This window comes from Streptococcus mitis (assembly GCF_001579035.1).
In the GTDB taxonomy this organism is placed as follows: domain Bacteria; phylum Bacillota; class Bacilli; order Lactobacillales; family Streptococcaceae; genus Streptococcus; species Streptococcus mitis_J.
On the sequence record NZ_KQ970288.1, the window covers coordinates 73,288 to 79,843 of the forward strand.

Consider the following 6,556-nt stretch of genomic DNA (forward strand, 5'->3'; position numbering starts at 1 on the left):
TTCCTGCAATAGCTTTTGTAGAATGATATAAAATATAAGCAACAATCAAAATATCAATCAGATTGATAGCTATCGTCCATGGACTTGCAAACAAACTGGTCCAATATTGCAGATTGGATAATTGTTGAAAATTCATCCCTGATATCCTCCCTATCAAAACACTTTCGTCCTATTATACCATTTTCTGGCATTTTTTTCCCTATCCTAGTCCATTTTACATTGAGCAAAAATATGATACAATAAACTGACTAGAAAAAACAAAGGAGAAACCATGTCTCAACTCTATGATATTACCATTGTAGGTGGTGGTCCTGTCGGGCTTTTTGCAGCCTTTTATGCCCACCTACGCCAAGCCAAGGTCCAAATCATCGACTCTCTCCCCCAACTAGGTGGACAACCTGCTATTCTCTATCCTGAAAAGGAAATCCTAGACGTCCCAGGTTTCCCAAATCTGACTGGAGAAGAATTGACTAATCGCTTGATTGAACAACTAAACGGCTTTGATACCCCTATCCATCTCAATGAAACGGTTCTTGAAATTGAAAAACAAGAAGAAGGATTTGCCATTACCACTTCTAAAGGAAGTCACCTGACTAAAACAGTTATCATCGCTATGGGTGGCGGTGCCTTCAAACCACGTCCGCTGGAACTTGAAGGGGTTGAGGGCTATGAAAATATCCACTACCACGTTTCCAACATCCAGCAATATGCTGGTAAGAAAGTGACGATTCTTGGCGGAGGAGACTCGGCTGTTGATTGGGCTTTGGCTTTTGAAAAAATTGCACCAACTACCCTTGTTCACCGCAGAGATAATTTCCGTGCCTTGGAGCACAGTGTTCAAGCCTTGCAAGAATCATCTGTAACCATCAAGACACCATTCGTCCCTAGCCAACTCCTTGGAGATGGAAAAACGCTCGATAAACTTGAAATCACAAAAGTTAAATCTGATGAAACCGAAACGATTGACCTAGACCACCTCTTTGTCAACTATGGTTTCAAATCTTCTGTCGGCAACCTTAAAAAATGGGGTTTGGAACTCAACCGACACAAGATTATCGTCAACAGCAAACAGGAATCCAGCCAAGCAGGTATCTATGCGATCGGTGACTGCTGCTACTATGACGGAAAAATTGATCTGATTGCGACAGGACTCGGAGAAGCTCCAACTGCTGTCAATAATGCTATCAACTATATCGACCCTGAGCAAAAAGTACAACCAAAACACTCTACTAGTTTATAAAAAAGAACCACGAGTCACATAGGATTCGTGGTTTTATAGCTCTTCGGCTAATTTGTTTATCTTTCTGAGTCTGTGGTTGACGCCACTTTTGGTCAGAGGGGTGCTGAGGCTATCTGCTAACTGCTGGATAGAGTAGTCTGGGTGCTGAATCCGCAGTTGCGCTACTTCCTGCAAATCCACTGGTAAATTCTCTAATCCCATGATATCTTTGATTTTACTGATATTATTGATAGTCTTCATGCTGGCAGAAACAGTCCGAGCGATATTAGCTGTCTCGGCATTATTGGCTCTATTGAGGTCATTACGGGTTTCTCGTAAAATCTTAACCCGCTCAAAATCATCACGCGCCTGCATGGCTCCGATTACTATCAAGAAGTCCATAATATCTTCGGCTCGCTGGAGGTAGGTCACAGCTCCCTTCTTGCGCTCAAGAACCTTGGCATCCAGTAAAAACTGCTGGAGAAGGGAGGCAAGCCCTTGCGCGTGGTCCAGATAAACAGAACTGATTTCCAACTGGTACTTACCTGACTCAGGGTCACGAATGCTGCCATTTGCCAAGAAAGCACCACAGAGATAGGCACGACCTGCTTCCTCGTCCGATAAAATCTCCTCGTCAATACCTGTTTCCAAGCCAAAGAAAGAGTCTGCCAAGTGCAAATCACTCAATAAATCCTGCACCTTTTCATCTGTAAAAACGGTATAGACCCGATTCTTACGAAGATTACTTCTTTGGTGGTGTCGGATTTCTGATTTAATTTCATAGAAATGGAGAAAGGACTCATAGAGGTGACGAGCCAGCTTGGCATTTTCTGTCACGACGGACAAGGTCAAGCCCGAAGTCGAGAGACCGATGCTGCCAGACATCTTGATAATGGCAGACAGTTCATGCCGGCTCAGATGGTGCTGACCTAAGATTTCTTCTTTTACTGCTACTGTGAAACTCATTTTCTCACCTGTATGATGCGCATCAATTCGTCCACAATCAAATCCCCATCGTGGAAGGCACCTCCATTTTCCAGACGAAGGAAGTTGGATGAAATCACGCGCGGAACTTGCTTACAAAGACCAGCAAAATCATGTTCCACTTGCACCAAGTATTCATCAAAACGGTTGGAATTCATGTATTCCTGAGGTACTTTTTCAATATTCACCAAGACAGTGTCGATAAAAGGTCGGCCAAGGTGACGATGCAAGACTTCCACGTGGTCGCTATCTGTAAAGTGTTCTGTCTCCCCACGTTGGGTCATGATATTGCAGACATAGGCGATTTCTGCCTTGGTTTCCAAAAGCGCCTGCCCAATTTCCTTAATCACGATATTGGGCAAAATCGAGGTAAAGAGGGAACCAGGTCCAAGGACAATCATGTCACTTTCAAGAATGGTCTGCACCACTCGACGGCTAGCCAGAGGCGTATCATCGTTGAGGGTATTGGTCACATAGACATGGTCAATCATGCCTGGATGGTCTGCAATATGGCTCTCTCCAGCCACTTCTGTCCCATCCTGAAAGACTGCATGCAGGGTCAAGGGATGGTCACTGGAAGGATAAATCTTCCCAGTTGTGTGGAAAAATTTGCTCAGTAACTGCATGGCATTATAGGTCGAACCCTGCATTTCTGACAGGCCAGCGATAATGAGATTGCCCAGCGGATGTCCAGCAAAGGCTCCAGCATCCTCAGAAAAGCGGTATTGAAAGACCTTTTCATAAAATTTTGGCATATCCGACATGGCCACAAGGACATTACGAAGATCACCTGGCGGTGTCAATTGTTGCATATTTTTTCGGAGTTCACCTGATGAACCACCATCATCCGCCACCGTTACGATAGCAGCGATTTCCACATCTTTTTCCCGCAGACTTTTAAGAATGACAGGAATCCCAGTCCCTCCACCAATCACCGTTATCTTTGGTTTTCTCATGAACGGTTTACCGTTTCCTTTCTTCGGTCTTTGTCGCGATGCCCTTCATTAACAGGCCAATTCTTGGATAAGTCCTGCGCCAAGCGTTTAGCAAAGGCCACACTACGGTGTTGTCCACCTGTACAACCCATGGCAATGGTCAAAACGGACTTACCTTCCTTTTGGTAACTTGGTAAAATCGGCTCAATCAAGGCCAACAAATGTTGATAGAAGTCTTCTGACTCAGGATGGTTCATGACATAATGATACACTGGTTCATCCACACCTGTTTGATTACGCAGTTCTGGTAGATAGTAGGGATTTGGCAAAAAGCGCACATCAAAGACTAGGTCCGCATCAATCGGAATTCCATATTTAAAGCCAAAAGACATGACTTCGATACGGAAAGACTGGGCTTGTTCTTGATCTGAAAACTGCTCTGCAAGAGTTTTACGCAGCTCACGAGGAGTAAGTTCAGTCGTATCCACCACATTTTGGCTCATATTTTTCAAAGGCGCCAAGAGCTCACGTTCTAGCTTGATTCCATCCAAAATCCGACCATCTGCAGCTAATGGGTGACTCCGTCTGGTTTCCTTGTAACGCGCGACCAATTCCTTATCTGCTGCATCCAAAAAGAGAATTTTAAAGTCCAGTTCTTCCTTATTTTCCAGCTCATCCAAAACAGCTTGAATCTCTGAAAAGAAAGAACGGCTACGCATATCTACTACCAAGGCCAACTTATGGTCGTCTTCCTTTGTTTCCACCAACTGCAAAAACTTAGGCAAGAGAGCTGGTGGCATATTATCAATAGTAAAATAACCCAAATCTTCGAAGGACTGAATGGCAACTGTTTTCCCTGCACCACTCATTCCTGTCACAATCACCAAGTGAAGTTGTTTCTTTGTCATCTTTTTCTCCTTATATCAAAAGAAGTTTGGCAGAACCAAACTTCAACTAGCTTATCCAATCTCTGCGATAACTTCGATTTCGACTTTTACATCACGAGGAAGACGAGCTACCTCTACTGCTGAACGAGCTGGAAATTCCTCTTTAAAGGCCGTTTGGTAAACCTCGTTAAAAGGAACAAAGTCGTTCATATCGCTCAAAAAGCAAGTTGTTTTGACAACATGGTCAAAGTCAGTTCCTGCTTCTGCCAAAATAGCACCGATGTTTTTCAAGACTTGTTCTGTCTGTTCTTGAATCGTTTCTCCAACGATTTCTCCAGTTTCAGGAGAGAGAGGAACTTGACCACTAGCAAACAAAAGGTTGCCAACGATTTTTCCTTGAACATAGGGTCCGATAGCCTTTGGAGCTTTGTCTGTATGAATTGTTTTTGCCATTTTCTTTTCCTCACAATTTTTCTAAGATTGCATCCCAAGCCTCATCCATCCCTGCCTTGCTGACAGATGAAAAGAGAATAAAGTCGTCACTTGGGTCAAAGTTTAATTTCTTTTTTATTGCTGATTCGTGCTTGTTCCATTTACCACGAGGAATCTTGTCCGCCTTGGTCGCAACGATGATAACCGGAATCTCGTAATACTTGAGAAATTCGTACATCTGCACATCATCTGCTGACGGGTCATGACGAAGGTCAACTAAACTGACTACCGCACGGAGATTTTCCCGAGTCGTTAGATACTCTTCAATCATGCGCCCCCACTTTTCACGTTCCTTTTTGGAAACACGGGCATAGCCATAACCAGGCACATCCACAAAGCGCATCTTGTCGTCAATGTTAAAGAAGTTGAGAAGCTGGGTTTTCCCAGGTTTCCCTGACGTACGAGCCAGATTCTTACGGTTCAGCATGGTGTTGATAAAACTAGACTTGCCAACATTTGAACGCCCTGCTAGGGCAATCTCTGGCAGTTCATCCTGCGGATAGTGGGACTTGTTAGCCGCACTGAGCAAGATTTCAGCATTGTGTGTATTCAGTTCCATAGTCACCTCTAGGCTGTTTCTAGGATTGGTTTATCCGTTCCATCGACAGCTTCTTTAGTGATGCGGACCAATTTCACATTTTCCTGACTCGGTACTTCAAACATAACGTCCAGCATGGTTTCCTCGATGATGGAGCGAAGACCACGCGCCCCTGTCTTCCGTTCGATAGCCTTATTGGCAATCTTGTCAATTTCATCTACGTAGATAATGCCACGCTCTGCACGTTCGATGTTAAAGTCAGCAGCTTGCAAGAGTTTGAGGAGGATATTTTCCACGTCCTCACCCACATAACCAGCCTCCGTCAGAGCTGTCGCATCCGCAATCGCAAAAGGTACATTCAAGCTTTTAGCCAAGGTTTGAGCAAGGAAAGTTTTCCCTGAACCAGTTGGACCAATCATCAAAATGTTTGATTTCTGCAGATCCACATCTTCTGACTCCTCACGCGTATCGTGGAAATTGATGCGTTTGTAGTGGTTATAAACCGCCACTGCCAAGGCACGCTTGGCACGATCTTGACCAATAACATAGTGGTTCAAGATATGGAGGAGTTCAATTGGTTTTGGCACCTCAGACAAGTCTGCCAAGACTTCCTCAACCAATTCTTCTCGAATGATTTCCTGAGCTAACTCCACGCATTCATTACAGATAAAGGCGTTGTTCCCAGCGATTATTTTTTGTACTTCTTCTTGGCTTTTGCCACAAAATGAGCAATAAACCATCATATCATTATTCCTAGTTGTAGGCATGATTTCCTTCCGTTCTATTCTATACTGTCATTCTATCTAAAATAAGGTCATGTAAAAAGCATGGACACTATTGACCAGATTGGTAAAGGCATTTAACCAAAGGAGGATAGAAAGCCCGTAACGTTTTTTACGAAAAGCCTGTGTTCCTGCCAAAAGGCAGATGAAACACAGAAAAGCCGTGAATAAACCAAATAAACTCCGTTCCATTAGACTTCCTTTCTCTTACGGTATTGGATGGTAAAATCATAAGGATTTTTCTCATCTTTGGTATAGGATTTGCTTGAAACTGTCTCAAAAAGAGATAAGTCAAACTCTTCAGGGAAATAGGTATCTCCCTCCACCCGAGCATGAATTTGAGTCACAATCACTTCATCAAGGTAGGGTTCAAAAGCCTGAAAAATTTGCTTTCCACCGATAATATAGAGATTCTTGTCTTGACACTGATACCAGTCCAAGACAGACTGGACATCCTGAAAAGTAGCCGCACCATCTATCTTTTCTTCCGGATTACGCGTCAAAATCAGGGTTTCCCGTTGTGGAAGCAGGCGACGCCCCATTCCATCAAAGGTTACCCGCCCCATCAAGATAGCATGATTCAGGGTTGTTTCTTTGAAGTGTTGCAGTTCTGCTGGCAAATGCCAAGGCAGACGATTGTCTTTCCCAATCACACCCTCTTCATCCTGGGCCCGAAACTAGCTACGATTTTCTTTAGTCATGCTTCCATCCTTTTTACT

Annotated in this window: 8 protein-coding genes and 2 pseudogenes; 1 reads left to right on the plus strand and 9 read right to left on the minus strand. The window is 43.8% G+C overall.

Going from position 1 to position 6,556, the window contains the following annotated elements; translation table 11 throughout:
• Positions 1 to 136, minus strand: a pseudogene (locus SMIDD26_RS13040) (TIGR00159 family protein); the annotation flags it as partial.
• 135 nt (positions 137 to 271) lie between these two features.
• On the opposite strand from SMIDD26_RS13040, the gene SMIDD26_RS06510 reads away from it, so the two are divergent.
• Positions 272 to 1,240 carry an NAD(P)/FAD-dependent oxidoreductase gene (locus SMIDD26_RS06510; protein WP_061439611.1) on the plus strand — a complete coding sequence of 323 codons (969 nt, stop codon included), beginning with the start codon at positions 272 to 274 and terminating at the stop codon, positions 1,238 to 1,240.
• A 33-nt stretch (positions 1,241 to 1,273) separates the two neighbouring features.
• Here the strand turns inward: SMIDD26_RS06510 and whiA are convergent, their stop codons facing one another.
• The 8 genes and pseudogenes from whiA to SMIDD26_RS06550 form a co-directional block, all read right to left on the minus strand.
• Positions 1,274 to 2,185: a DNA-binding protein WhiA gene (gene whiA / locus SMIDD26_RS06515; protein ID WP_061439612.1), complete on the minus strand. Its 912-nt coding sequence runs from the start codon at positions 2,183 to 2,185 to the stop codon at positions 1,274 to 1,276.
• Complete coding sequence (locus SMIDD26_RS06520) at positions 2,182 to 3,159, minus strand: YvcK family protein (RefSeq protein WP_001231075.1); 978 nt, start codon at positions 3,157 to 3,159, stop codon at positions 2,182 to 2,184. Before SMIDD26_RS06520 ends, whiA begins: the two co-directional genes overlap by 4 nt.
• Positions 3,156 to 4,046, minus strand: a complete 891-nt coding sequence (gene rapZ, locus SMIDD26_RS06525; protein WP_050389336.1) for an RNase adapter RapZ — start codon at positions 4,044 to 4,046, stop codon at positions 3,156 to 3,158. Before rapZ ends, SMIDD26_RS06520 begins: the two co-directional genes overlap by 4 nt.
• A 51-nt stretch (positions 4,047 to 4,097) precedes the next feature.
• Positions 4,098 to 4,478: a RidA family protein gene (locus SMIDD26_RS06530; protein WP_001140420.1), complete on the minus strand. Its 381-nt coding sequence runs from the start codon at positions 4,476 to 4,478 to the stop codon at positions 4,098 to 4,100.
• A 10-nt stretch (positions 4,479 to 4,488) separates the two neighbouring features.
• Entirely contained in the window at positions 4,489 to 5,076 is a 588-nt protein-coding gene (yihA, locus tag SMIDD26_RS06535) for a ribosome biogenesis GTP-binding protein YihA/YsxC (protein WP_000422605.1), read from the minus strand.
• Positions 5,077 to 5,084: 8 nt separating this feature from the next.
• The gene (locus SMIDD26_RS06540; RefSeq protein WP_061439613.1) at positions 5,085 to 5,822 is read right to left on the minus strand and encodes a ClpX C4-type zinc finger protein; all 738 of its coding nucleotides are present in this window, start codon (positions 5,820 to 5,822) and stop codon (positions 5,085 to 5,087) included.
• A gap of 36 nt (positions 5,823 to 5,858) precedes the next feature.
• The gene (locus SMIDD26_RS06545) at positions 5,859 to 6,029 is read right to left on the minus strand and encodes a hypothetical protein (RefSeq protein ID WP_061439614.1); all 171 of its coding nucleotides are present in this window, start codon (positions 6,027 to 6,029) and stop codon (positions 5,859 to 5,861) included.
• A pseudogene (locus SMIDD26_RS06550) lies at positions 6,029 to 6,508 on the minus strand (dihydrofolate reductase); the annotation flags it as partial. The gene SMIDD26_RS06545 and the pseudogene SMIDD26_RS06550, both read right to left, overlap by 1 nt.
• Positions 6,509 to 6,556 lie beyond the last annotated feature (48 nt).